At 53.7% G+C, this 26,501-nt stretch carries 24 protein-coding genes and 1 tRNA gene; 10 read left to right on the forward strand and 15 right to left on the reverse strand.

What is annotated here, in order from left to right; translation table 11 throughout:
- Positions 1–4: 4 nt before the first annotated feature.
- The 4 genes from ACXAF0_RS11600 to ACXAF0_RS11615 form a co-directional block, all read right to left on the reverse strand.
- Positions 5–1,090: an ABC transporter ATP-binding protein gene (locus ACXAF0_RS11600; protein ID WP_475346006.1), complete on the reverse strand. Its 1,086-nt coding sequence runs from the start codon at positions 1,088–1,090 to the stop codon at positions 5–7.
- A gap of 4 nt (positions 1,091–1,094) precedes the next feature.
- Entirely contained in the window at positions 1,095–1,886 is a 792-nt protein-coding gene (locus ACXAF0_RS11605) for a carbohydrate ABC transporter permease (protein WP_475346007.1), read from the reverse strand.
- Positions 1,887–1,964: 78 nt separating this feature from the next.
- Positions 1,965–2,861 carry a carbohydrate ABC transporter permease gene (locus ACXAF0_RS11610; RefSeq protein WP_475346008.1) on the reverse strand — a complete coding sequence of 299 codons (897 nt, stop codon included), beginning with the start codon at positions 2,859–2,861 and terminating at the stop codon, positions 1,965–1,967.
- A gap of 109 nt (positions 2,862–2,970) precedes the next feature.
- Positions 2,971–4,296, reverse strand: a complete 1,326-nt coding sequence (locus tag ACXAF0_RS11615) for an ABC transporter substrate-binding protein (protein WP_475346009.1) — start codon at positions 4,294–4,296, stop codon at positions 2,971–2,973.
- Positions 4,297–4,533: 237 nt separating this feature from the next.
- Between ACXAF0_RS11615 and ACXAF0_RS11620 the strand changes: the two genes are divergently transcribed.
- Positions 4,534–5,364, forward strand: a complete 831-nt coding sequence (locus tag ACXAF0_RS11620; RefSeq protein WP_475346010.1) for an amidohydrolase family protein — start codon at positions 4,534–4,536, stop codon at positions 5,362–5,364.
- A 396-nt stretch (positions 5,365–5,760) separates the two neighbouring features.
- Here ACXAF0_RS11620 and ACXAF0_RS11625 read toward each other — a convergent pair whose 3' ends face one another.
- From ACXAF0_RS11625 to ACXAF0_RS11665, 9 genes are all read right to left on the reverse strand, one after another.
- On the reverse strand, positions 5,761–6,534 hold the full coding sequence (locus ACXAF0_RS11625) for an MBL fold metallo-hydrolase (protein ID WP_475346011.1): 774 nt from the start codon (positions 6,532–6,534) through the stop codon (positions 5,761–5,763).
- A 2-nt stretch (positions 6,535–6,536) separates the two neighbouring features.
- The gene (locus ACXAF0_RS11630; protein WP_475346012.1) at positions 6,537–7,349 is read right to left on the reverse strand and encodes a TatD family hydrolase; all 813 of its coding nucleotides are present in this window, start codon (positions 7,347–7,349) and stop codon (positions 6,537–6,539) included.
- Positions 7,346–8,911 (reverse strand): methionine--tRNA ligase, encoded by a 1,566-nt coding sequence (metG, locus tag ACXAF0_RS11635; RefSeq protein ID WP_475346013.1) that lies wholly within the window; start codon positions 8,909–8,911, stop codon positions 7,346–7,348. The genes ACXAF0_RS11630 and metG overlap by 4 nt, the downstream gene beginning before the upstream one ends.
- Positions 8,912–8,997: 86 nt before the next feature.
- Positions 8,998–10,104, reverse strand: a complete 1,107-nt coding sequence (locus tag ACXAF0_RS11640; RefSeq protein ID WP_475346014.1) for a DNA polymerase III subunit delta' — start codon at positions 10,102–10,104, stop codon at positions 8,998–9,000.
- A 4-nt stretch (positions 10,105–10,108) separates the two neighbouring features.
- Positions 10,109–10,765: a dTMP kinase gene (tmk, locus tag ACXAF0_RS11645; RefSeq protein WP_475346015.1), complete on the reverse strand. Its 657-nt coding sequence runs from the start codon at positions 10,763–10,765 to the stop codon at positions 10,109–10,111.
- Positions 10,762–11,940 carry a D-alanyl-D-alanine carboxypeptidase family protein gene (locus tag ACXAF0_RS11650; protein WP_475346016.1) on the reverse strand — a complete coding sequence of 393 codons (1,179 nt, stop codon included), beginning with the start codon at positions 11,938–11,940 and terminating at the stop codon, positions 10,762–10,764. The genes tmk and ACXAF0_RS11650 overlap by 4 nt, the downstream gene beginning before the upstream one ends.
- Before the next feature lie 142 nt (positions 11,941–12,082).
- The gene (locus ACXAF0_RS11655) at positions 12,083–13,126 is read right to left on the reverse strand and encodes a septal ring lytic transglycosylase RlpA family protein (RefSeq protein WP_475346017.1); all 1,044 of its coding nucleotides are present in this window, start codon (positions 13,124–13,126) and stop codon (positions 12,083–12,085) included.
- Between the two features lie 70 nt (positions 13,127–13,196).
- Positions 13,197–14,201, reverse strand: a complete 1,005-nt coding sequence (locus tag ACXAF0_RS11660) for a lytic murein transglycosylase (protein ID WP_475346018.1) — start codon at positions 14,199–14,201, stop codon at positions 13,197–13,199.
- A gap of 22 nt (positions 14,202–14,223) precedes the next feature.
- Entirely contained in the window at positions 14,224–15,048 is an 825-nt protein-coding gene (locus ACXAF0_RS11665; RefSeq protein WP_475346019.1) for a YdcF family protein, read from the reverse strand.
- A gap of 163 nt (positions 15,049–15,211) precedes the next feature.
- On the opposite strand from ACXAF0_RS11665, the gene ACXAF0_RS11670 reads away from it, so the two are divergent.
- Together ACXAF0_RS11670 and ACXAF0_RS11675 are read left to right on the forward strand one after the other, a co-directional pair.
- A tRNA-Ser gene (locus ACXAF0_RS11670) sits at positions 15,212–15,301 on the forward strand.
- Between the two features lie 108 nt (positions 15,302–15,409).
- On the forward strand, positions 15,410–15,748 hold the full coding sequence (locus tag ACXAF0_RS11675; protein WP_475346020.1) for a zinc ribbon domain-containing protein YjdM: 339 nt from the start codon (positions 15,410–15,412) through the stop codon (positions 15,746–15,748).
- Between the two features lie 78 nt (positions 15,749–15,826).
- Here the strand turns inward: ACXAF0_RS11675 and ACXAF0_RS11680 are convergent, their stop codons facing one another.
- Positions 15,827–18,067 carry a TRAP transporter permease gene (locus ACXAF0_RS11680; RefSeq protein WP_475346021.1) on the reverse strand — a complete coding sequence of 747 codons (2,241 nt, stop codon included), beginning with the start codon at positions 18,065–18,067 and terminating at the stop codon, positions 15,827–15,829.
- A gap of 113 nt (positions 18,068–18,180) precedes the next feature.
- Entirely contained in the window at positions 18,181–19,155 is a 975-nt protein-coding gene (locus ACXAF0_RS11685) for a TAXI family TRAP transporter solute-binding subunit (RefSeq protein WP_475346022.1), read from the reverse strand.
- Positions 19,156–19,718: 563 nt separating this feature from the next.
- On the opposite strand from ACXAF0_RS11685, the gene ACXAF0_RS11690 reads away from it, so the two are divergent.
- The 7 genes from ACXAF0_RS11690 to ACXAF0_RS11720 all read left to right on the forward strand — a co-directional run bounded on the left by ACXAF0_RS11690 (position 19,719) and on the right by ACXAF0_RS11720 (position 26,500).
- Positions 19,719–20,492 carry an ABC transporter ATP-binding protein gene (locus tag ACXAF0_RS11690; RefSeq protein ID WP_475346023.1) on the forward strand — a complete coding sequence of 258 codons (774 nt, stop codon included), beginning with the start codon at positions 19,719–19,721 and terminating at the stop codon, positions 20,490–20,492.
- 90 nt (positions 20,493–20,582) lie between these two features.
- Positions 20,583–21,380, forward strand: coding sequence for a transporter substrate-binding domain-containing protein (locus ACXAF0_RS11695; protein ID WP_475346024.1), 798 nt, complete (start codon positions 20,583–20,585; stop codon positions 21,378–21,380).
- Between the two features lie 115 nt (positions 21,381–21,495).
- Positions 21,496–22,188 carry an ABC transporter permease gene (locus ACXAF0_RS11700; RefSeq protein WP_475346025.1) on the forward strand — a complete coding sequence of 231 codons (693 nt, stop codon included), beginning with the start codon at positions 21,496–21,498 and terminating at the stop codon, positions 22,186–22,188.
- A 3-nt stretch (positions 22,189–22,191) separates the two neighbouring features.
- On the forward strand, positions 22,192–22,935 hold the full coding sequence (locus ACXAF0_RS11705; RefSeq protein WP_475346026.1) for an ABC transporter permease: 744 nt from the start codon (positions 22,192–22,194) through the stop codon (positions 22,933–22,935).
- 116 nt (positions 22,936–23,051) lie between these two features.
- Positions 23,052–24,191: a succinylglutamate desuccinylase/aspartoacylase family protein gene (locus tag ACXAF0_RS11710; protein ID WP_475346027.1), complete on the forward strand. Its 1,140-nt coding sequence runs from the start codon at positions 23,052–23,054 to the stop codon at positions 24,189–24,191.
- A 192-nt stretch (positions 24,192–24,383) separates the two neighbouring features.
- On the forward strand, positions 24,384–25,217 hold the full coding sequence (gene deoC, locus ACXAF0_RS11715; RefSeq protein WP_475346028.1) for a deoxyribose-phosphate aldolase: 834 nt from the start codon (positions 24,384–24,386) through the stop codon (positions 25,215–25,217).
- Positions 25,218–25,276: 59 nt separating this feature from the next.
- Positions 25,277–26,500, forward strand: coding sequence for a phosphopentomutase (locus ACXAF0_RS11720; protein WP_475346029.1), 1,224 nt, complete (start codon positions 25,277–25,279; stop codon positions 26,498–26,500).
- The last annotated feature ends 1 nt before the right edge of the window (position 26,501 follow it).

Here is a 26,501-nt window from a genome sequence, read left to right on the forward strand (position 1 = left end):
AATCTCACTTCCGAAGCATCGCGCCAGTTTCGGCGTTAAACAGGTGGCACTTGTCGAGCATGACCTGGAAGATCATGCGCTCGCCACTTTGAACCGGGCGCGGATTAAGCATTTTAGCCTGGATCTCTGTACCTGCGAGTGATGCAAATAGAAGAGTTTCCGTACCGAGCGGCTCGGTCAGCTCAACAGTCATCTCGACCTCGGCCATGTGATCTCCGCTTGGTAATGCGTGGCCGACCGGCATGATGTTGTCTGCACGCACCCCAAAGGTTACTGCCTGACCTTCCTGAAGATCATATCCGGGTGGGATGGCCAGACTACTGCCGTCTTGGAATGTGATCGCATCATCTTTGATGATGCCGTCCAACAAGTTCATTGGCGGAGAGCCAATAAACGTCCCGACAAAAGTATTTACCGGGTTTTCGAAGACTTCAAGAGGTGTACCAACCTGTTCGATATGGCCGTCACGCATGATCACAATGCGGTCAGCCAAGGTCATGGCTTCAACCTGGTCATGAGTGACATAGATGATCGTCGACTTCAGTTTCTGATGAAGTTTCTTGATCTCGACGCGCATCTGGGTGCGCAGTTTGGCATCAAGGTTGGAAAGCGGTTCATCAAACAGAAATACTTCGGGATGACGCACAATCGCGCGCCCCATTGCGACGCGCTGACGTTGGCCGCCAGACAATGCACCAGGCTTGCGATCCAGCAACGGTGTCAGGGATAATATCTGGGCAGCTTCATCCACTGCCTTGTCGATATCCGCTTGAGAATGCTTGGCGATTTTCAGCGAGAATCCAAGATTTTCTCGGACGGTCATATGCGGATAAAGCGCGTAGTTCTGGAACACCATGGAGATGTTTCGTTCACGCGGCGGCAAATCATTTACAACCTGATCGCCAATAACAACCTCGCCGTCTGAGATGCCTTCAAGGCCGGCAACCATGCGCAGCGTTGTGGATTTACCACATCCGGACGGACCAACAAGAACGACAAATTCGCCGTCGACAATGTCGAGATTGATAGAGTGAACAACTTCAAGCGGGCCGTATTTTTTGACGACGTCGCGAAGATGGACCTGAGCCATTCTATTATCCTTTCACGCCGCCAAATGTAAGGCCGGCAATGAGGTGTTTCTGCACGAGGAATGTGAGGATAAGCGCGGGAATAATCATCAAAACCGCAAGCGCACACATCCCACCCCAATTCAGGGTGAACTCAGACGTAAAATCGAGAAGCCCGACAGGCATGGTTTTAGATGTAGTTGAACGGGTTAACTGTGCCGCCAAAGCATATTCATTCCATGATGTCAGGAAGGCAAAGATGCCGGCCGATGCGATCCCGGATCGGGCCACCGGGAACTCAACTCGCCAAAAGGCTTGCCAACGGGTGCAACCATCAATTTCGGCAGCTTCGGCCAGCTCCGGTGGAACCTGGCGGAAGAACCCGTCAATCAACCACACCGTGAACGGTACATTCAGGGCCACGTAGGCCAGGATCATCCCGATATGGGTATCAATAATGCCGATACGGGCGAACAGGATGAACAATGGCAGTGAGAGTGCCACGCCTGGCACAGCACGGGTCACCATCAGGCCAACAAAAATACCACCCTTGAACTTGAATTTGTATCGCGCAAATGCGTACCCGCCGGCCATGCCGATCAGGATGGCAATCACTGTCGAGGTCACCGAAATGATCAATGAGTTGGTGAAATAGGTCAGCACGGGCACGCTGCCCTCGCCGATCCCGCCAAACATGGCCCGGTAATGATCAAGATTAAGATCATTGGGGACCCAGACCGGCGGTTTTGCCATGATCTCCACGGTTGGACGGAATGAATTTAGTACGATCCAGAGCCCAGGAACACACAGCACCATCATGGCGCAGAAAAGGCCAACAGTGTGCGACCATTTAAGGGCAATACGGCGTGCACGATGATTGATATTGCTAATCATGACTTACACCCCCATTCCGAGCTCTTTGCGAGCGCTTTGTAGTTTTTTGAAGAAATAGATGGTGAAGAAGATCGCCAGAAAGATTGAGACATATCCCATCGCGTTGGCATATCCCATGCGGGCATCGACATATCCCGTTCGACCAATCAGCGTCCAAAGCAGTTCGGTGCGCCGCGCAGGTCCCCCATTGGTCATGATCTGTACAATGTCATAGGCACGCGCGACATCCAGTGACCGGATGGCCATTGCGATGTAAATGAAAGGCATCAGAAATGGCAGCGTTACAAAACGGAACGACTGGAACGGCGTGCAACCATCGACCTTGGCGGCTTCCAACGGATCACGCGGAATGGCATAAAGCCCAGCCAAAATGAGGATCCCGAACACCGATGTAGAGGTCCAGACTTCGGCAAAAATGATTGAGAACATAGCAAGCTTGCCATCGACCAGCCAGGGTATGGCGGTGTCAGTAATACCAAGCGACTGCAAGGCATTGTTTACCAAGCCGACATTGTCATTAAAGATGAACTTGAACTGAAAGCCGACCAGGATCGGCGAGAACATCATCGGGAACATCATCATGGTCCGCAGTGCGCGTTGACCACGTGTGACTTTTGAAATCATCAATGCCAGGCCGAGGCCAAAAAGCATCTCCAGATTCAAGGCAACCGCCAGCAGCAAAACTGTCCGGCCAAATGCCGCCCAGAATTTTGCGTCGGTTACGGCCTTTTCATAATTGAATGTCCCGATCCAGTTAAACAGGCTACCTGGCCGGGTCAGGCGATAGGATGTGAAACTTGAATACAATGACAAAAGCAGTGGAATCAGCACAACAGCCGATAGAATAATTATGGCTGGCATCAAAAGAACCAACCATGGCGGGAGCTTTAAACGCTTCATCAGAATGTCCCGTGGATCGGCATGGAACAGTTCCATGCATTTCAGCCTGTTTATGGGGAAGTTGGATGATGCAATCCTACGGATCGCACCATCCAGATCTCAGGATGTCTTAATAGACGCCCTCTTCCAGCATTAAGTCGTTAACAGCATCCGAAGCATCTTCAAGTGCTTCATCGACCGTCTTGTCAGCCAAAATAGCGGCCTGAAGTTCTGGATAAATAAGGTTTGTGGCTTCGATCCAAAGCGGTGTTGGTGGGACTGCAAAGGCCGTGGCAGCAGTCTCCTTGAACGCAGCAAGAACGTCACTACGATACGGATCATCCTTTGCCTGCTCCGAGACATAATCCCAAACGGCAGTCCGGCTTGGCAATGGGCCTGCTGCGCTTTCGACCTTTTGGCTTTCTTCATTCGTCAGGAAGTCGACCAGTGATGCTGCCGCTTCCTTGTTCTCGCAATCCTGCGTGACGGAAAAACCATGGAAGCCAGACCAGCCAGTGCGGGCACCTGCTGAACCTTTTGGTGCCGGTGCAACACCAACGTTGCCTGCAACTTTCGATGCTTCCGGATCGTTAAAGAACCCGGCCCAGCCCGGCCAATCCAGATTTAGGGCAATCGTGCCTGATGCGAAGCCATTGCCGAGGTCATCCCAAAGATAATTGGTCGTACCGGCGGGAACGGCTTTGGCGTTGTAAAGGTCAACAAACCACTGCAGAGCGCGTTTGCCTTCTTCTGAATTGAAGGCTGGCGAGAAATCGTCGTTAAACAGTTTGCCACCTTCGGCAACGACCATTTCGTAATAGCGACCGACAATCGCTTCATCCTTGCCGGCATACTGGGTGCCATAGAAGTTTGGTGGATCGGCAAAGAACATCGCCTGATCTTTGACTTCGGACCAGGTATCCGGCACCGCGAGCGGATATCCGAACTTGGCTTCGAAGGCTTTTGCCTTCTCTGCGTCTTCGTAAAGATCTTTCTGATAGTAAAGCGCCGACACATCGAACTGTGCACGCGGCAGCATCACGAGTTTGCCGTCAAAAGTTGCCGCTTTGATGTTGGCCTGGACGAATTCCGCAACCACATCTGCTGCGATCAAGTCGGATAAATCCGTGTACAGGGTTGGATATTGCGACGCAAAGGATGAATGGTTCGAACCAACGCACCAACTGGTCGTTCCAGCTGCGATGTCGGATTTGAACTCCTTGTCCAACTCGAAATGGTTCTTTTTTGAGATGACATTTACTTTGGCACCGGTTGCTGCTTCCCATTCCGGAATTCGGGCATACAGTGCTTCGTATTGCTGACCACCGATCAACTTGGCTTCGATTGTAACACCATCAAACTCAGTCGCCTGCGCGGCGCCGAATGCGGAAACTGTTGCGGCAATTGATGCAGTTGCAATCGCGGCACGGGACGCACCGCATAATAACGTTTTCATTCTATTCCTCCCTAGGAAACGGTCCTCCGGACCGAGTTTCACTTCCGAGGTCATTCTTGATGAGACTTTCATATTCGGAAGCATGTTTCATATGTAAACTTGACTTCTATGGTGAGTCAAGGTGAACTCCATAAGAAATCGCCCTAATGCTGAAAAAAAAACTACGATTGCCATGACATTATTCCGCACGTTCACCTCGGGCGTTTCGGAGAATGTCCAGCGAAATAAGGAAACGTTATGTTCATTGACACACATTTGCACCTTGTTGCCCGCGACCGGATTACCTACCCTTGGCTTAAAGACGTACCTGCACTGGATCGCGACTGGACGTTTGAGGACTATGAAGCAACAGCCAAACGCATCGGCATAGAGGGTGTGCTCCACATGGAAGTGGACTGTGCACCAAATGATATTGCAACTGAAAACGTGTTCATTGGTGAGCTTGTGGCCAAGCCAAACAGTTTGCTGCAAGGCGCGGTTTCCTCGGCTAGACCGGAATCGAAGGACTGCGAAGCGTTTCTTGAAAGCCTTGATCTTGCGATTGTGAAAGGCATTCGGCGCGTATTGCATGTTGTTCCCGACGAGTTGTCACAAAGCAACTTGTTCCGGGAAAATGTGCGCAAGATTGGCAACATCGGGCTGCCATTCGATATCTGCGTTCTACAACGTCAGCTTCCTTTGGCATGCGAACTTGTTGATGTCTGCCCGGATACCGTTTTTGTACTGGATCATTGTGGCGTTCCAGACATCGCAGGAGATGGCTTTAATGATTGGGAACGCTCAATTACGACACTATCGGAACGTCCAAACGTGAATGTGAAGATCTCAGGTATCTCTGCCTATGCAAAGCCAGACTGGACTATCGATACCCTACGCCCTTACTTCGAGCATATTATAGAGTGTTTCGGCTGGAACCGTGTTGTGTGGGGGTCTGACAGCCCGGTATGCACGCTGAATTCATCGCTTGATCAATGGATGGCAACAACGCAAGCACTGATCGAAGGGACATCAAACTCGGAAAGGGCGGCTTTCGCGTCAGAGAACGCAAAGCGAATTTGGTCCCTATAGTTCTTTGAGACCTCCAAATATGCGCATTTAAGTGTCGTATCTATTATTATTGGGACCAAAGGCGTGCCACTTTGTCTCGTTTTACAAATCAACCCAGCAACAGGGTAAAATGCCTGCTCCATGGTCAAATTCTCACTTAAATCGAGAGCATTTTTTGATATTTCAAAGGTTAGAGCAGATAGCTCAACGCAACAATTTGGGAAAATTTAAAAGGCAACACGAATTGGATAGGATAATTGCACGTTGATAGTGAAGAAGTGAGCATATGGCTTACACTTCTTCACTATCAACGCGCCCAAAATCAATAGCAACAGAACCCGAAATTGCACTATTTAGAGCTTACGGGTGTGATGTTTGGGGTACCGATGTGAACCTCACCTCTGACGTCTTTCGTGGTTAATTCACCTCAATAACCAGGCCGTCATAAGCCGGTTCCACATGATCTGGGGTATCGGACATCGCTTGTGCGTAGTCGAACTGGATGCCCATGTGGGTCATGTAGACCTGCTTGGGTTTGTATTCTTCAACCCAAGACAGAAGTTTTTCGAGATGTGCATGTGTATTGTGCGGACGATGGCGCAAGCAATCGACCACCCAGACATCCAGATCATAGAGATGTTCTTTGGACTCTTCGGGGAATTCCACCACATCGGTTGAATAGGCAAACTTCCCTATTTTAAAGCCAAGCGTCTCGCCATAACCGTGATCCTGGGAGAATACCGTTATCGGCACCCCTGCTGGCTTGATCGGTCCTGTGATGACATGCGGGATCAAAACGGGCTTGAAATAGAACTCAACGCCGTCTGGCAGCGGCGTGAAGACATAATTGAAGCGATGATCGATATCCGAGATCGTCTGTGCATTGGCATAGATATCGATCGGACGTTCCATCGCGACATTCAGCCAGCGCACATCATCGATGCCATGCACATGATCGGCGTGCGAATGGGTAAACAGGATCGCATCAACATGGTTGATGTTGTGCGTTAGCGCCTGTTGACGAAAATCCGGTGTGACGTCGACAAGAATCTTCTTGCCCGCCTCTTCGATCAGGATCGAGCTACGCAAACGCCGGTTTTTCGGGTTATTCGGGTCGCACTTGCCCCATCCAAGGCCAACCGATGGCACGCCATTTGAAGAGCCGCAGCCAAGGATGGTTACTTTGGTCACTTTTACTCTGCTCCCAGCGCCAGCAGATTTTTGCGATCTGCCTTGGTGAACAGTTTAAAGAAGTTATCTGTCGTGATCCGGGTGATTTCTTCGACGGTTACACTCTTGATTTCCGCCAGTTTGGCCGCGGTATGGGCGACATAGCTTGGCTCGTTCGGTTTGCCACGTTTGGGCACAGGTGCCAGATACGGTGCATCTGTTTCGACCAACAAACGATCCAGCGGCACATCCTCAAGCGCTGCGCGGATTTCCTTGGCCGAATTAAAGGTAATGATGCCCGAGCAGGAAATATAGAACCCGATCTTAAGTGCCCTCTGAGCGAGCATGGCTGAACTCGAAAAGCAATGAATAACGCCGGTAAATGGCCCCTTTTCATACTCTTCTTCGAGAATATCCATCGTGTCATCGTCCGCGTCACGCGTATGCACGATCAAGGGTAAACCGGTTTCACGGCAAGCTGCGATATGCGCGCGGAAGCTTTCCTGCTGCGCATCGCGCGGGGCGTTGTCATAGAAGTAATCAAGCCCGCTTTCGCCAATACCGATGACTTTCGGATCAGATGCCTTTGCAATCAGGGCATCGGGGCTTGAAAGCCCCTCCTCGCCCGCTTCATGCGGATGAACGCCAATCGTGCAATAGATATGGTCGGCCTGCTCGGCAACCGCACGGACATTCTCGAATGTCGTAAGCTTGACACCGATGCTGACCATCATGCCGACACCGGCATTTTTGGCGCGCGCGATGGTACCGCTCAAATCGTCGGAGAATTGCGGGTAGTCCAGATGGCAGTGGCTGTCGACAAGGGCGACATTCATGCCTTCTCTCCTTCGTCTTCGGTCTCGACATAGCGCGGGAACACACCGGCCGGTTTGGGGATTTCCGAACCCGGTTTCAGAGCGTTTTCCGGGCCAAGGGCATCAAAGCCACGCTGATCATCGCCCAAAACCAGAAGATCCAGGATCTTGGATGCTGAGTCCGGCATGATCGGCTGCACGAGGATACCAACATGGCGAATGACTTCGGCCAGAACATAGAGAACCGTCTCCATCCGTGCGGGATCGGTCTTCTTCAGGCCCCAGGGCGCCATTTCATCGACATAGCGGTTGGCATCGCCAACAAGGCTCCAAATCGCTTCAAGCCCCTTGTTAAAGGCCTGTTCGTCAAATAGCGGGCGCACGGTTTCAAGCATTCCATGCGCCTTGGCGAGGATTTCCTTGTCCGCATCGGTGAACGCGCCCGGCGTCGGTACCGCCGCGTTGCAGTTCTTATGGATCATGGAGAGAACACGCTGGCACATATTGCCAAGATCATTTGCCAGTTCACTGTTCATGCGGTTGACCATGGCGCGATGGGCAAAATCGCCATCATTGCCGAACGGCACTTCGCGCATCAGGAAATAACGCGTCTGATCCTGGCCATATTTTTCCGTCAGGTCATAGGGATCAATGACGTTGCCAATTGATTTGGAGATTTTCTGACCTTCGTTGGTCCACCAGCCATGGGCAAAAACACGTTTGGGCGGCTGAATGTCGGCTGCCAGCAGGAAGGCTGGCCAATAGACCGCATGGAAACGCAGGATGTCCTTGCCAACCATATGAAGGTCTGCCGGCCAGTATTTATCAAGCTTGGCCGGATCCGCATCGGGATATCCGATGGCGGTCAGATAGTTGGTCAGCGCATCGAGCCAGACATACATGACGTGATCTTCGTCGCCAGGCACCGGTACGCCCCATTTGAAGCTGGTGCGTGAAACCGAAAGATCATGCATGCCGCCCTTCACGAAGCTGATCACTTCGTTGCGGCGTGACTGTGGTGCGATGAAGTCCGGGTTCTGTTCATAGAATTCCAGAAGCCGATCACCCCATTCCGATAACTTAAAGAAATAGCTCGGCTCTGACACCCACTCGACTGGTGCGCCGGTCGGTGCAAGCTTTTCACCGTCTTTCTCGATCAGTTCCTTTTCGGCGTAAAACGCCTCGTCACGGACCGAGTACCAACCATCATAGGAGCCAAGATAAATCTCGCCCTTTTCAAGCAGGGTATTCCAAAGTGCCTGACAGGCTTTCTTGTGACGTTCTTCCGTGGTGCGGATGAAGTCATCGTTGGAATAGTTCATGTGAACGGCCAGATCGCGGAAGTTCTGCGAGACCTGATCGGTAAAGGTTTGCGGATCGATGCCCTTGGCCGCGGCCGATTTGTCGACCTTTTGACCATGTTCATCGGTCCCGGTCAGGAACATCACGTCATAACCGTCCAGGCGCTTGAAGCGGGCCAGAACATCACAGGCAAGCGTGGTATAGGCATGGCCGATATGGGGCTTGTCATTGACGTAATAGATCGGTGTCGTGATGTAATAGGGCTGTTTGTGCCCGGTCATGGTCGCAAATCCTTCGCGCAAGTCGTGAAACAAAACGGCCCGAAATGGGCCGTGATGGTCAAAATTTCGGTGTGTGGGCAGTGATGTCAGGTTCGCATGGTTTCTTCAAGCATGAAGAATGCATTCAGCAAGGCCTGCTTGCGATCAAGATGCAAACCGCGGGTCGCGCCCATCAGTTCGTTGATCTTTTCCCATACCTCTAGCCATTGATCAAGCGGTTGCGCGGCGGCCATGCGCTGCATGGCGGGCAATTCGCCCTCAACGACCTCTCGCGGCGCCTGCCCTGTGGCGGCAAAGCGGATCATGCGCGCAAGCCACCAATGCAGCAGCTCGGTGATGGTAGCAAAGGATGCATCCTTGTCTGCGGGCGAAAAACGCTCCGCAAACTTGTGCTGGGCCGCGACATCGGTGTTGGGAAGTGCGGCGATGATATTGACAAGCTCGGTATAAAGCTCAAGCCCGCCGACATCATGAAGCTGTAGTGCACGTCCAATGCTGCCCTCTGCCAGACCAGACAGTGCGTCCCGGGCGCCAAGATCCATCTCAGGACAATAGCGTCCCAGAAGATCGACAACCTGATGATCGTCAAGCGGCGCAAGATTAAGACGCCGACAGCGCGAGCGTATGGTTGGCAACAAGCGCCCCGGGTGATGGGCAACCAAGATCATCATGGCGTTTGACGGCGGTTCTTCGAGAACCTTGAGGATCGCGTTGGCGGCGTTACGGTTCAACTCATCTGCTGCATCGACAATGACTATTCGCCAGCCGCCCTCGGCCGATGTTTTGGACATGAAATTGCCAACGGTACGCACGTTCGCGACCGTGATTTCGCCCTGAAGACGCTTTTTCTTGTCATCATACAGGCGTTCGATAACCTTGAGATCGCCGTGACCGCCACCGGCAATACGTCGTGCAACAGGATCCTCGGGATCGACGTAAAGGCCATCACCCTGATCGCCAAACAGCCCTGCACCGCCATTCTCGCCGCCACCAGACAGAATAAAGCGCGCCATGCGATAGGCCAGAGTGGCTTTTCCGACCCCTTTGGGGCCGCATAACAACCATGCATGATGCATGCGTTTGCTGTTCCAGGCATCAAGGATGGCTTTTTCGGCGGCTTCATGACCAAGAAGCGCATCGTTGCGGCGGGGTTCAAACGGATTTTCTTCTTCGGGAAGGTCGTCCTTGGCCATGCGTTCAGGCCCCCTGCCCGGCACTTCGGTCGCGAACGGCTGTAATCACGCGTTCACTGACGACCTCAATCTCGCCGCTTGCATCAATGACGACACAGCGGTCAGATTCATCCGATGCGATTTCGCGGAACCCATCGCGCAGACGCTGATGAAAATCCAGCCCCATGCGTTCAAAGCGATCCTCCGCCGCGCTGACATTGGCAAACCGTGCACCTGCGCGTTCAAGGCCAAGCTTAATCGGCAGATCAAAGATCAGGGTGAGGTCCGGTTTGAAATCGCCAATCGCCAGCTTCCAGAGATTGCGAATGTAGTCCGCCCCCAGACCATGGCCATAGCCCTGATAGGCTACCGATGAGTCGGCAAAACGGTCACACAGGACAACCTTGCCATCCTCAAGGGCCGGACGAATGGTTCGCTCAACATGATCGCGGCGCGAGGCAAACATCAAAAGAGCTTCGGTGACAGGATCCCAGCGGCCAGGATCGCCGGTCAGAAGAAGATTGCGGATTTCCTCGGCCCCAGGTGATCCACCGGGTTCGCGGGTGACAACAACATCCTTGCCCTGATCCCGAAACCACTTTTCCAAGGCGCGTATCTGGGTGGACTTACCGCTGCCTTCCCCGCCCTCAAAACTGATGAACAAACAGGGCTTCGATGTCACCCGTTTGCCCCCCAGAGAAGGTATTTGATCGCAGCACCAATACGGCCGACAAAGCCAAGGCGTCCAACATCGTGGGCGGCATAAAGCGGGAACTCGATTGCATCCTGATCCGGAACTTCGACCTTGAGCATTGCAATCTGGTCACCCTGACTGATCGGTGCCGGGATCGGCCCTTCATAGACGACAGACACCTTCATGTCGCGGCTTGCTGTGCGCGGCAAGGTCAGAAGAACTTCCTTGTCGGCAACCAGATCCACCTTGGTTTCCGAGCCAAGCCAAACATTGGCAGAGCTTACGGTTTCGCCCTCGGCAAACAGGTCGTAGTTGTCAAACTCGCGGAATCCCCAATCAAGGAGTTTCTGTGATTCTGTACGACGTTCACGGACAGAGCCCAATCCATTGACGACGAGAATAAGACGACGACCATCACGCTCGGCCGAGGCCGTCAGGCCGTAGCCTGCTGCTTCGGTGTGGCCGGTTTTAAGGCCATCAACGCCAGCACTGGTGCCCAGAAGCGGGTTGCGGTTCGGCTGACGGATGCCGTTATAGGTGAATTCCTTGACGGAATAGAGTTCATAGAGATCCGGGAAATTGCGAATGGTGTCCTGGGCCAGGATCGCAAGGTCATGCACCGTCACAAGGTGCCCTTCTGCCGGCCAGCCGGTGGCGTTTTTAAACACCGACTTGGTCATGCCGATTGCGCGAGCTTCTTCGGTCATTGCCTGGGCAAAGGCTTCTTCAGAACCGCCCAGACCCTCGGCGACAACAATGGCGGCGTCATTGCCCGACTGGACGATAATCCCGTGCAAAAGGTCGGAAACGGAAACGTTGGAATTTACCTCGACGAACATTTTCGAGCCGCCCTTGCGCCATGCCTTTTCGCTGACGTGGAAGGTATCGTCGAGAGAGACCCGACCATCCTTGATATACTTAAACAGCATATGGACGGTCATCATTTTGGTCATAGAGGCGGGCTCGGTCAGGGTGTCCCCTTCCTTGTTGAGCAGCACGGCCCCGGTATCAAAATCCATAATGAAGGCTTCGCGCGCATTGGTCTCGATTGCCTGTGCGCTTGCGGAAGTCATCGACATTGCCATGACGGAACCAAGAATAAAGGCCCCGGCCACTACCCGGTTCAGAGTGTTTTTGAACGGAACTGGCGGCATAAAAGTCATGGCATTCAAACCCTGTTAAATAAATTCTCTAACCACCGGGACCCGGTGTATCCGCTATTTTGCTTATGTCGCAAATTCGGCAGAATTGTGCAACACCGCATGCTCAGTGCGTTAAAGCGGTAGCATAACCAGCTTTTTTTGATCAACATCCAGATGCAGCGGAACCGCCATCAGCGCATTCGACAACAACTTTCGCGCCGTTCTGGCCTGTGGCAATCACACGTTCCAGAAGGATGTCCGCTTCGGGAACGGTTTCCAGCGGGCCAAGGCGGACACGGTAGAAGGTCGTGCCCTTGATATCAATCGGTTCGATCTTGCTGGGGCCAAGGTCATAGAGACGATTGCGCAAGTTCAGCGCATTGTCATAGATCGAAAACGCGCCGGCCTGAACATAGATTGAGGACGATGTGACCGGCGTAACTTCAACAACCGCGGCTTCCTCAACCACGCCATCGAGCGGTGCACTTTCGACACTCGTGCTTGATGATGGCGGTGTCAGCTTGATCCGGGACGTCGTGGGCTCTCCACTGTCGGTGATTGGTTCGTCATCCAGACGTACGGTTTCGACAACATCGCGCGGGGCAGCACTTACCGTGTTTTGTTCAGCAACGGTTACTTTCGGGGCTGCTTTGCCCTGCGCGATGGCCGCGATCTGACGGCTGTCGGCCTCGATCACTTCAACCATGACCTTGGCCGTACCCTTGCGCTCAAACCCAAGCAGCTGGGCCGCACGGCGGGACATATCAATGATACGGCCATGGGCGAACGGACCGCGGTCATTGACCCGGACTTTGATGGACTTGCCGTTCTCAAGGTTGGTTACGCGAACGATGCTCGGCAGCGGCAAGGTGCGATGGGCCGCGGAAACCTCGTACTGATCAAAAATCTCACCATTGGCGGTTTTCTTGCCGTGAAATTTGGGGCCGTACCAAGAAGCAATACCGGTTTCAGTATATTCGTAGTCGACGGCCGGATAATACCACTGACCGGCAATCTCATAGGGATTGCCGATCTTGTAGTTCCCGACCTGTGCCGGTTGCGATTGTCCGCCAAGTCGTTTGACGCCATGGACTGCAAGCTGCGTTTCTGCACACCCTGCCAGTAAAATGCCAAGGGCTGCGGCCGCCATCGCAAAACGGCCTTTGGATCGCAGATGTGCCAAGGCACTTTTTCGTGGTTTGGGCATCAAGGTGTCCCCGCTTGTAGATGCTCTGTCCATGCTCGTTCAGTTTTAAATCCGTTCTTCGGATTGTATTTTAACGGCCCGCAATTGCGTCAGCCAGTGTACCAACTGCAATCGCAAAGTATGTCGAGCGGTTCCAATGCATGATGGTATGGAAGTTGTTATAAACCATATATGCTGGACCTTCACCGCCATTTACGATGACAATTGATGCTTGCATGTCGGCAACAGGCAAGTCAGACCCGCTTGGCATGCGCACACCGAGCTCTTGCCATTCGGCAATCGGCTTGCGGATATCGCGGCCTTCAAGTTCCATATCAAAGTTTTCCGGCAGAGAAATCTTACGGCCCCAGCGCTCATCCGCATGCCAGCCGACAGAAGACAAATAGTTCGCAGCCGACGCAAACACGTCTTCATTTGCGCCCCAAAGGTCAATTTTGCCATCGCCATTTCCATCACGGGCATAATTCAGGAAGGTGGATGGCATGAACTGCGCCTGTCCCATGGCCCCTGCCCAGGAGCCCGACATGTCTTCCGGCGCGATATGGCCTGCATCAATGATCGTCAGGGCGTTCATCAGCTCTTTGCGGAAATACTCTGCCCGACGGCCTTCGAACGCCAATGTGGCCAGGGAATCAACCACCGAATAGCCGCCGGTAAATCGACCGAACCCGGTTTCAATGCCCCAGAACGCGGTCAGGTAGTGGCCCGGAACCCCGTATTTCTTGGCCGCCGCATCAATAACTGCGCGGTTTTCGGCGTATTTTCGGCGACCTTCATTCACACGCGACTGCGGCACGACGCGATCAAGGTACTGCTCAAATGTCAGCTTGAATTCCGGCTGGCTGCGATCATATTCGATCACCTTGGGGATCGGTTGGGTGTTAGCAAAGGCAACATCAAGGGTTGCCTCGGAAATGCCCTTGCTTGCGGCTTCTTCCTTGAATTCGACGAGCCATTCGTCAAATCCTTCGGTGGTGAATTCTGGGAGTTCCTCATTGGTCTGTGCAAAGGCCGGTGCATATGCCGCCATAACAGCAACGACGGAGGCGGCAGTAAGCAGTTTCCAGAATTTCATCTAAGCCTCATCCAATCATGTATCAGTTTTCAGCCCCGGGTGCTTGCGGCCCAGGGAACCACGCATCTGTTCGACCGGTCCAGTAATAGGCGGTCAAACCAACCCATTCTCGCAAACCACGGCTAAGGGATTTGATACCCCCTGAGACGTTAAGACTTGCTAAATGGAGCTCATCAGAGGTGAATCTGTCGACCGGATACGCGATAACATTCCAACCCGCCTGACGGAACGCCCCGACAGCGCGCGGCATATGTTGTGCGGAAGTGATAAGGACCCAAGGCTTTCGGGCAAGTGCAGGCCAGTCGCGATACACCATTTCAAGGGATTTCGTGGCGTTCTCATGCGTATTGCGTGATTGCGCCTCGAAATACATGTTCGGTGTCTTGAGGTCCGAATCGCCCAACCAGTTTTCAAGCACAGCGGCTTCACTAAACCCACGCTCTGTCAGGTTGCCATCTCCGCCGGTAAACAGCATGGGTTTGTCTGGATACAGGCTTGCCAATCGAAGCATTGCGAATATCCGGTCAGCGGATGACCCTACGTTCATTTCACCGAGTTCAAGGTAACTGTCTGGATCAAGGCTCCCTGCCAAGGTGATGGTTCCAGCAAATTCGGTCTGTGAAAGCTCCGGTTTCTCGAAACGGGTTTCAAGAGGATGCGATAGCATGTCACCAACCGGCACAGCCGTGATCAGAACAGAGGCCGCGCTCACAACAGTCAGGCCTATCACTGCAAATTTGCGTGTTCTCTTAACGAGCATAAACACTAGCAGGACTGCGAGAAGAAATCCGTGCATGAAAACAGCGTCAATCAAGATGCGGACCGTTTTGGACAGAAAGTAGAACACGTCTGGAAATTCCAAAAAGAATTGGTTTGTGCGATGTGCTTACCATACTGAAATCAAGATAAATCACCAGCATTCGCTGCAATATTGGATTGCCCTATTGACAGGTCATCCTCCCCAATTTATTGAAAGCGCCCAGAGCGTATTATGCTCCAACCGGTTTTGCGGAGAGGTGGCAGAGCGGTTGAATGCAGCGGTCTTGAAAACCGCCGTGCCTTTACGGGTACCGTGGGTTCGAATCCCACCCTCTCCGCCACTTTATCCAGGACAGAGCAGAACCAGTTCAGCAAACGCAAGGCGATGTTCCTTGCTTGCTGCCTAGCCGTATCTGCCGTGACGTCACAATCGTCGAAAGGTCATTGATATGAGCGAACTGCCACCCTGCCCCAAATGTGAATCCGCTTACACTTATGAAGATGGCGAGCTGTTGATTTGCCCGGAATGTGCCCATGAATGGTCACTGTCTGCGGCGCAAACAGATGCAAATGTCGTTCGTGATTCCAATGGTACGCCGCTCGCGGACGGCGATACCGTTTCGGTGATCAAGGATCTCAAGGTCAAGGGATCGTCGTCCGTTGTTAAAGTCGGCACCAAGGTCAAAGGCATTCGCCTCGTTGATGGTGACCATGACATCGACTGCAAGATCCCCGGCATCGGCCAGATGGGACTAAAATCGGAGTTCGTTAAGAAGGTTGCTGAATAAGCGATCTTCTTAACAACCAACCCGAAAGAAAAAGCGCACCGAATATGGTGCGCTTTTCTTGTTTTCAGGTCGCTCGTTTTAATCCGCCCCGCCACTTCGGAGGGTCGATCCCGGTTTTGGTTTTAGGACACGCTGAATGAACAGTGTGCCGATCGCCATTCCGACCCCGATGAGATCGGTAATCAGGCCACCCGAAATCATGAACAGGGCGGCAATGATCAACAGAATGCGCAGGAACCAGACCGCACTGCTTCCAAGGAACCATCCCTGCACGCCTGATGACAGCAAGAACACGCCAACGACGGCCGTCACCAGAGCCTGACCAATCTGAAGGTAAGTACCATCCATCAGAATGGATGAGTTATAGAAGAACATGAACGGTACGATGAAGGCGGCAATGCCGATCTTGAACGACGCAACCGACGTTTCCATCGGGTTCGCCCCCGATATCCCGGCCGCAGCGTAGGATGCCAATGCCACCGGCGGGGTAATTGCCGAAACCACAGCAAAGTAGAACACGAAGAAGTGTGCCGTAAGTGGTTCAATTCCGAGCTCAATCAGGCCCGGTGCAACCACAGATGCCGCCACGGCATAAGCCGCCGTCGTTGGCATGCCCATGCCCAGCAAAATGGCAATCAGCATGGCGAAGACCAGTGCGAGAAGTTGGGAGGCTTCGGCCAGACCAAGCAGCAGGTTCGAGAACCGGGCACCAACACCGGTAAGCGCAATCACACCAACGATGATACCAGCGCAGGCACAAACCGCGATGATCTGGATTGACATGCCGCCGGCAAGCTCAAAGGCCTTGGCAACAGCTCGCACACCAACGCGGTTGGGTGTCAGCCAACTGACAACCACAGCTGCAACCGTGGCAAGCGTTCCTGCCCTGATCACGGAGTATCCGAGGAACAGCGCAATGATCAGAATGATGATCGGCAGGAACAGGAAGACCTTTTTGACCATCGCATCAAAGCGCGGCAATTCGTCATCGCGCATGCCGCGCATACCAAGCTTGGCCGCCTCGAAATCGACCATGAAATAGATCGAAACGAAATACAGGATGGCCGGGATGACGGCGGCAATCGCGATATCGGTATAAGGAATGCCGGTGATCTCGGCCATGATGAAGGCACCTGCCCCCATGATCGGCGGCATGATCTGACCGCCGGTCGAAGCCGCGGCCTCAATCGCGCCGGCGGTTTTCTTGTGATAGCCAACCTTTTTCATCAGCGGAATGGTCAGCGACCCGGTGGCAACAACATTGCCCGCCGAGGTGCCGTTGATCATCCCCATCAGACCGGATGCAAAGATGGCAACCTTTGCCGGACCACCACGGGCCCGACCGGCAACCGAAAATGCAAAGTTCACGAAATAGTCGCCAACCTTGGACGCCTGAAGGAAGGCCGCGAAAATGATGAAGAGAATGATGTAGGTCGACGAAACGGCCGTCGTTGGTCCGAGAATCCCGGCGTCGGTATAGACCTGGCTAAAGAAGCGCTGCCAGGTGATCGACGGTGACTGCAGGAAGCCTGGCAGGAACTCTCCAACGAAAACGTAGACCAGGAAGATCGTCGCAATAATGACGAGTGCCAGACCGGCAACGCGGCGTGTCAGCTCCATGATCAGCAAGGTGCCGGCGACGGCTGCGATCGAGATGCCAATCGGCGCAAACGGTGTACCGGTCGAGTTACGCATCAGGGTGCCGTAAATCGTAATCAAATAGACGGCCACGGCAACACCACAGACGCACAAGACAAAATCTGGTGCGGAATATCTGTCGCGCGATGTCTTATGGAACCAGGACAGAACGATCCCGCCAACCGTTGCGATAAGAAGCGGTGTTCCGAACATCCAGGTTTCATTGAACTTGATGGTCGCATCAATCCCGTTCCACATCACACCGTTCTGGATGTCGAATGCGAAACTGATGGCCATGCCGGTTGCCATGAAGGCAGGCACCAAAAGGACATAGGACAGATAGCCTAATAACGGCGTCGAGGTACCCGGGGTGTCACTAAAGCTGTTGGCAGAATACCACAGGAAACCAAGTGCCAGTGCGCCGGCGACGTGGACAATGCGGAAATTCCAGGTTTCAAGCGGGAAATCCGGCAAGAATGGCAAATTGACAATGCCACCCGTCATGCCAGACAGGGAGACGCCATTGAGCGCAAGCATATGGAAGGCCGCGTAAATCGCCGCAGACAGAGTGATGAAGGTCAGTGCCCTGCCCTCAAACAATCGACGATTATGTTCGACCGGTTCTTCATCTACACCATCGGCAATGAGGTGTTCGTCTTCCACCTGGCTTTTGTCTGACATCTATTCCCCCGCACTCACGCAAGATTGTTTTTGGCCACAGGCAAGCTGGTAATCGAAATATGGCGGACCGTCCACAAGGACAGTCCGCCTTTCAAATGTTTTGCAAACAGAGATCAGTTGATCATGTCTGCCGGAATGGATGCACCATTCTCGTTGAACCACTTCGCAGCACCCGGGTGCCACTTCATGACCTTGTTCTTGTCCCAGTTAGCCGGAACAGTCGAACGGGCTGCACGGTGGATCGAAACCATCCGGTCATTGTCAGACATCACAACGTCGGTGACCGCATAAACAAAGCTTTCCGGAAGATCGCAGTTGGCGATCGCAAAGTTCCACATCGAAACCGAGCGTGCTGCTTCGGTTAGCGTCGTGTAGGTGTCTGCAGAAATGTCGAACTCGGATACCGGGAAGGCATCCATGATCTGTTTCTGTTCATCTTCGGTGAACTCGATGATGTTGACGTCGGTCTGGACTTCCAGCTGGCTGACAGCCGGAACCGGGACGCCTGCCGCGAACGCGATCACGTCAAGCAGACCATCCTGCAACTGACCACCAAGGTCCGACCAGCCGCCATTGCGGCGTTCGAAATCAACACCGAGTTCTTCAAGCATACGCGGGAAGTAGGTGTCGGACGTCGAACCAGCCGGTCCGAAGCCGATCTTTGCCCCTGCCGGAATATCGGCAACCGAGCCGATACCGGAAGAAGACAGTGCGGTGATCGAGAACGGCGTCTGATACATCGGGAACATTGCGCAGGCATTGGTCATCTGCAGTCCCGGTGCAATCGGGTTGGTACCCGCAAGCGATTCAGCAGCCGGGCCCATGGTCGTCATGCCAAAGGCAGCTTCGCCGGTATGCACAAGGGCCATGTTCTGCATCGGACCACCGGTGACTTCGCCGCCACCCGAGATGCCGAGTTCTTCAGCCACAAGGTTGGCCCAGCCAGAACCGTATGCAAAATAGGTCCCGCCCTGAGACGCGGTGCCGACGGTGAAGCTTTCAGGCCAGCCGTCACGATCCTGTGCTACGGCAGCTGTGCTCCCGAACGCGAACGCGACCGCCATCCCTGCAAATAATGCGCGTTTCATTAATTTCCTCCGTTTATCGGTATTTTGTGAGAGTTCGCCACAAGCCATTTCCTCATGTGGGGAAACTCGAGGTTGATGGCAATGTGGTTCTTAATCAATACCGAAAACGGTGAGATTTCATAGTGATGTCGATCTCTCGTATTATCCTACTTTAGTCGCAAGGGCTGCGTTTGCAGTGCCGGTATTCAACGCATGATCCGTGCGCGATTCACTATTCAAGTCACAAGGTACAACTCGGCGCCGATGGAATCCTTCGTCCTCGATATCAGGCGTTTTCATGGACTCCCGGCTTAGTGCGAAAAAGGGCTGTAGTTTTTTATTGCGTAAAATCCCTTACTGCTGCACGATTTGTGCAATGCGGTCGTTAATGGTGATGTCTAACCGTCTGAAACCGCAGTTTTCTTCATAAAACTGCAAAATATCAGTGGAAAAGCTCTCGTTGGACAGGCAATTATTGACGGAATGAGAGGCGCTTTGGCGTGTCTTGTGGGGGAGCATCTGTTTTCAGGTGCTAAGACGAACGAAGAATATAAGACTCTCAACAGGGATAATTTAAACTCGATATGAGCACAGACATACCCGCCCTGCAGGTCGAAGGGATGTTCAAAAGCTTTGGGGAGCATGAAGTTCTCAAAGGAATTGACCTCACGGCCAACACCGGGGACGTGATTTCGATTATTGGCTCGTCCGGATCGGGCAAAAGTACGTTTCTGAGATGCATCAACCTGCTTGAAACGCCAAATGCCGGCGAAGTTCACGTCAAAGGTGAGCTAATCCGCATGAAGACGCTCAAGGACGGTTCACAGGAAGCCGCAGATAAAAAGCAGCTTCAACGTATCCGCACCAAGCTTGCCATGGTGTTTCAGAGCTTCAACCTCTGGAGCCATCTGACCATTCTTGAGAACGTGATCGAAGCACCGGTCCATGTTCTGGGTGTGCCTCGCAAAGAAGCGATCGAGCGCGCCGATGCGTTGCTCCAAAAGGTCGGGATGTATGAACGTCGGGATTATTATCCCGGTCATGTATCCGGCGGCCAGCAGCAGCGTGCCGCCATTGCCCGTGCGCTTGCCATTTCACCGGACGTTTTGCTGTTTGACGAGCCGACCTCGGCGCTCGACCCGGAACTGGTCGGTGAAGTTCTTCGCGTTATGACCGATCTTGCCGAAGAAGGCCGCACGATGCTTGTGGTAACCCACGAGATGGGCTTTGCCCGCGGTGTTTCGAGCCATGTCATGTATTTGCATCAGGGACGTGTCGAGGAATTCGGCAATCCGACTGATGTTTTCGAGAATCCAAAATCGGAACGCATGAAGCAGTTTCTTCAGCGCGATTTCTGATCTGGGCAGGCCAGGGCCTGGTGTGCCTTGGTCTTAAGAATGGGAGTGCCGTGGTGCACGCTCCGTTCCAATCAACAAGGGAGACTATGAATGAAAAACTGGATCAAGGTTGCATCTGCCGCAGCAGTTGGCGTTGCACTGAGCGCTTCGGCAGCAAGTGCTGATTGGGATAAAGTCGTTGTTGCGACCGAGGGTGCCTACCCTCCGTTCAACATGATGGACGACAATGGCAACCTCATCGGTTTCGACGTTGATTTCACCAACAAGCTTTGCGAAACCGCAAATGTTGAGTGCGAAATCGTTGCACAGGACTGGGACGGCATGATCCCGGGTCTTCTGGCCAAAAAATATGACGCGATCATCGCGCAGATGTCGATCACCGAAGAGCGCAAGCGTTCCATCGACTTCTCCGACTATTACAGCAACACCCCGGCGGTGTTCGTTGGTAAAGACGGCATGAGCATCACCGCCTACAAAGACGGCGAAGTCATTGAAGACGCTCTTGATGGCATGTTTGTTGGCGTTCAGCGTTCGACCACGCACGCGAACTTCCTCGAAGACAACTTCATGGATATCGAAATCCGCATGTACGGCACCCAGGACGAAGCCCTGCTTGACCTGACCGCTGGCCGTATCGATGCAACCCTTGCTGATTCCGGTACCCTCGAAGCTTGGGTTAACTCGGAAGAAGGCGAAGGCTATGGCTTCGTATCCAACCAGTTCGCACCGAGCGAATGGTTCGGCGAAGGTGCCGGCATCGGTATCCGCAAGGAAGACCAGGACCTGAAGGAAATCTTCAACAAGGCCCTGGCTGAAATGCTTGAAAACGGTTCTTACGACGAACTGAACAAGAAATACTTCCCGGCGATCGATCTGCATCCGAATTGATCTGCCTGAGGCATCTGGGGCGGCGAACTGTTCGCCGCCCTTCCCTTATTGTTGTGCGTTGTTTGTAAGTCAGGGGTGACAAGTACGCGCAGCATCAAGGAAAGCTGGAGATACCATGCTCGATTTATACGGCCGCGGCTGGCAGATGCTTGAAGGGGGACTGGTGACAGTTCAGCTTTGCCTGACCGTCCTGCCATTCATGATTGTTATTGGTTTGTTGGGCGCGTCTGCAAAGCTGTCGCGTTATCGCACACTGCGTGTGATCGGGGAAAGCTATACCGTTCTTATTCGTGGCATTCCCGAGCTTCTTGTTATTTTGTTGATTTATTTCGGCGGCACAATGGCCGTCCAAGGCCTTGCCGAGCTTATTTCCGGCGAGGAAACCCGTGTTGATATTCCGGCCTTCTGGTCGGGGGTTGCGGCCCTGGCCCTGGTTCAGGGCGCATTTGCATCCGAAGTTTTCCGCGCGGCCATGCAGTCGATCCCGATTGGTCAGATCGAAGCTGCAACAGCGTGCGGCATGACGCCGATGCAGATTTTCATGCGCATCAAGCTGCCGCAGCTGTGGCGCTTTGCCCTGCCGGGCTTGAACAACCTGTTTCAGGTCCTGATCAAGGACACCGCGCTTATTTCGGTCGTCGGTGTCGAAGAGATCATGCGCAAGGCCGCCATCGGTGCCGGCACGGAAAAGGCGCCGTTCACTTTCTATCTGGTGGCGATGCTGATGTTTCTTTCATTTACAACGGTTTCGTTGCTGGTCTTCAACTATCTTGAAAAGCGGGCAGCCCGCGGTGTGGCGAGGGCGTAGCAGATGTTTGAAGATCTCATATACGTTCTTGGTAAATACGACACCTGGCTGTGGCGCGGGTTCCTGCTGACCATTGAGTTGCTGGTGATTTCGGTCACGCTGGGGACCCTTCTGGCCATTCCGCTCGCCGTCGCGCGCGTGTCGAAAAAGGTCTGGATACAGGCCCTGCCCTTTGCGTTTATTTACGTGTTCCGTGGCACGCCGCTGATCGGGCAGCTGTTCATGATGTATTATGGCGTCGGGCAGCTGATTGCGAATATTGATGGCATTCAGGATCACTGGACCTGGACCTATTTGCGCGATCCTTACTGGTATTGCCTGCTGACATTTGTCCTGAACACAGCGGCTTACGTCGCCGAAATCATGCGTGGCGGCATTCAGAACGTGCCGAATGGTGAACTGGAAGCAGCGCGTGCGTGTGGCATGTCGCCCTGGATCACCTATCGCCGAATCATTTTCCCGCGTATGTGGCAGATGATCTGGCCAGCTTACACCAACGATGTGATTTTCACGCTGAAGGCGACGTCGCTGGCGTCCACCGTCACCATGATGGAGCTGACCGGTGCTGCACGTAAAATCGTTGCCCGTACCGCGCTTCCCTATGAAGCGTTTATTTCGGCCGGTGTGATCTATCTGATTATCGTCTACACCCTGACCTTCGGGTTCAAAGGGATCGAACGTTATTTGCGCCGTAGCGAAGTGCGCAAGGAACCAAAGTCGGGTAAAGCCAAAGCAGCATCTGCCTGATCGAATACCCATATCAAACCCGGCCTTCGGAGACGGAAATGCCCAACCTTATAGGTTGGCGTTCCTGATCCGGCCGGGTTGTTCTGCGCCACATCCCCACCTTTCAGGATTTCGAAATGCAAGAAGAACGCATTGAACTCGTCCGCCCGCAAATGGGCACGTCACGCGCCCTGACGGTGCGTCGCTATGGCAAACCAGGCCAAGGCCCAAAGGCCTATTTCCAGGCGGCATTGCATGCCGATGAATTGCCCGGTGTGATTACCCTGCATCACCTTGAAACCCTTTTGAAAGAGGCCGATGCCAAGGGCGAGATTATTGGTGAAATCGTTATCGTGCCATTCGCCAACCCGATTGGCTTTACCCAATATGTCGACATGAAGCCGCTTGGCCGGTTTGAGCTGCGCAGCGGCCAGAACTTTAACCGGCATTATCCGGACTTGAGTGCGGCACTGATTGATGCGGTTACCGGAAAACTGGGTCAGGATGCAGATGCCAACGTTTCCCTGATCCGTGCTGAATTGCGCCGCCTGATCAAGGAGCACCGCCAGGATGTCAGTCCGCTGACCGATCTGCAGGATTTGCGCCTGACCCTTGCCGAACTGGCGATTGATGCTGATTATGTGATGGATCTGCATTGCGACTGGGAAGCGCCGATGCATCTTTACATCAGCGATCATAACTGGCCGGATGCAGCCGACCTTTCAGCACAGATCGGATCGGAATGCAGCCTGATCGCGGAAATCAGTGGTGATAACCCGTTTGACGAGGCGTTCAGCCGTCCGTGGGTCGAACTGCGCCGAGCCTATGGCGACAGCTTCCCGATCCCGATGGCGACCCTAGCAACCACGATTGAGCTGCGCGGTGATCGTGACGTCTATGACGAATATGCGATCAAAGACGCCGAAAACATGTTCAAGTTCCTGCAGCGCCGTGGTCTGGTGGCGGGCGACCCAGGGCCCCTGCCCGAAGCCAAATGTGATGCCACCCCGCTTTCGGGTGTTGATCGTGTCATGGCGCCGCAGGGCGGCATGGTGGTGTTTGGCGTGGAAGCCGGTGCAAAGGTCAAAGCGGGTCAGGAACTGGGCTATGTTCTTGACTGTGAAACGGGTGAGAAAACACCGTTCTCGAGCCGGACGGATGGCGTTTTGTATTCCCGCATTGGCATCCGTCTGATCGTCCCGGGTGGCTATCTGTGCTCGGTCGCGGGGGACACGCCGCTTGAGGGACGTGAAGGACAGCTCTTGTTGTCCAAGTAACGCGCCAGAACGCTTTCCCGTGTTCTGATTGAAACTGTGTTTTGAGACGGATCGATTGATTGCCGGGTGAAGGTTGGATACCTTTCAGGGCAGCTGATTGATCCGTCTTTCGCGTTCGTGCCCCATGGCATCGAATGCTGTGATGGACAAACTGCACCATAGAGATTGCCGGTGCATTACAAGGAATGTTTGATGTTTGATCCAAGTACCGTTTCAGAAGTGATTTCTGCTGCAAAGGACAAGGCTGTGGCAGATGCCGATACGGCCCGTCGCGCCATTTCTGTTCTGGATCTGACCAGCCTGAATGATGATGACGACGAACAGGTCATCGAAGCGCTGTGCAAGCGTGCACAAACCCCGGTCGGCAATACGGCGGCTGTTTGTGTCTATGCACCGTTTATCGAAACCTCATGGCGGGCATTGGGCAAGTCCGGTGTCAAAACCGCTACTGTCGTGAACTTCCCCGAAGGCGGCACCAATGCACAGCGCGTTGGTGACGAGACCGCCAATTGCGTTTCCAAGGGCGCTGACGAGATTGATTTGGTCTTCCCCTACAAGGCGTTTCTGGATGGCGACGTTGCGACTGCGACCGAGGTTGTCGATGCCACCCGCATGGCCTGCGGCACAATGACCATCATGAAGGTCATCCTTGAAAGCGGCGAGTTTGATGATCTTGCCAAGCTTTATGAGGCCGCCCGCCTTGCGATCAAACACGGTGCTAATTTTGTCAAAACCTCGACCGGTAAGGTGCCGGTTGGTGCAACACCCGAAGCCGCGGTTGCCATGCTGACAGCCCTTCGTGATGCCCGTGACGAGGACGGCATTGATGCGGGTTTCAAGGCGTCAGGCGGGGTGAAAACAACAGCGGACGCGGCCCTTTATCTTGCGATTGCTGATCACATCATGGGCGATGGTTGGGCAAAGCCGGAAACCTTCCGTTTCGGGGCGAGTGGCGTTTTGACCGCATTGCTTGAAACCTGTGGTGCGAAACCGGGTGATGCACCGGCTGCGACTGGCAACTACTAGAATTTATGACTATCTGCGGGTGATCATGTTGCCTGCATCAGGTTTGAAGGAAGACATCAATGGCACGTGCCATCATTATCGTGGCGGACAGTTTCGGGATCGGTTCGGCACCGGACGCAGCAAAATTCGGCGATCAGGGCTCCGATACCCTTGGTCATATCGCAGAACAATGCGCCAAGGGCCTTGCGGATAGCGACAAGCGCAGCGGGCCACTCAATGTGCCGAACATGGTTGCACTTGGTCTTGGTGAAGCCGCCAAGGATGCCACGGGGCGCGTACCGCCCGGGCTTGATCATGGCGGCGCGATGATTGGTGCTTTTGGTCATGCCAAGGAAATCTCACGCGGTAAGGATACGCCAAGCGGTCATTGGGAAATCGCCGGTGTGCCCGTCGATTTCGATTGGGGCTATTTCCCCCTTTCTGTTCCGACCTTCCCGGCCGAACTGACCGATGCCCTGATTGCACAGGCTAAACTGCCCGGTATTCTTGGCAACTGTCATGCATCGGGCACGACCATCATTGCCGAGCTTGGCGAAGAACACATCAAAACCGGCAAGCCGATTTGCTATACCTCGGCCGATAGCGTGTTTCAGATCGCGGCCCACGAGGAGCATTTTGGTCTGGACCGTCTGTATGAGGTTTGTGAGACCGCCTTCAAACTGGTGGAGCCATACAATATCGGGCGTGTGATTGCCCGTCCGTTCGTCGGTGAAACGCCGGCCGATTTCAAGCGGACCTCAAACCGGCGCGATCTTGCCGTGCCGCCGCCCAAGCCGACGCTGCTCGATCATTTCAGCGATGCCGGTGGCAAGGTGATTTCTGTGGGTAAAATTGCCGATATTTATGCCCATCGCGGGATTGCCAAAAAGGTCAAGGCGTCGGGGAATATGGCACTGTTTGATGCCATGATGAACGAGATTGCCGAAGCTCCGGATAACAGCATTGTGTTCACCAACCTGGTGGACTTCGACATGGAATTCGGTCACCGTCGCGATGTGGCCGGGTATGCCAACGCGCTTGAGGAATTTGATAAACGTATTCCTGAGCTGCGCGCAGCCCTTCAGCCCGGCGATCTGGTGATCATTACGGCCGATCATGGATGTGATCCGACCTGGCGTGGCAATGACCATACGCGCGAATTTGTACCGATCCTGGCATTTGGCCCCGCCATTGCGCCCGGTCCGTTCGGAATGCGCGAAACCTTTGCCGATATCGGGCAAACGGTTGCCGACCATCTCGGGATTGCGCCGCTGGCCGCCGGAACGTCCTTTTTGAATGGATAAT

The organism is Thalassospira sp. ABD4_177, from assembly GCF_056160125.1.